Below are 344 nucleotides of genomic sequence, written 5' to 3'. Positions count from 1 at the left end.
TTTTATCGACCCCAACGGTATGAAACCCGTAATGGTGGAATAAATGAATCGACGTATTAATAACTTGAATAGCACGTGTTGGGAGAACTAACTTTGGCATCGTTTTACCGTTATAAAAAATTATTGTTGTTTCTAAACGAGATACTTTTTTGGGAGAAAAAAAGGCACAACAAAGCCTATAAAGACTGTGCGTGGCACATCTCAAGTTCGTTATTGATAAGTTTTAAATAAAAAGACTTAAAGCCTGAAAACCCTATGGTTATCAAGCTGCTTTAATTTTTTAAGCTGTGTTGTTATAGCTTTTGGCAAAGGTTGCCAAGAAATAATGGATGTGCAAAGCCAAC

General features: G+C 35.2%; 1 pseudogene. It reads right to left on the bottom strand.

Annotated elements, in window-relative coordinates:
• Positions 1-100, bottom strand: a pseudogene (locus tag NL42_RS17190) (TetR/AcrR family transcriptional regulator); the annotation flags it as partial.
• Between the last annotated feature and the right edge of the window lie 244 nt (positions 101-344).

This window comes from Acinetobacter sp. GN11, from assembly GCF_054823985.1.
This window is presented reverse-complemented; position numbering and strand designations above follow the sequence as displayed.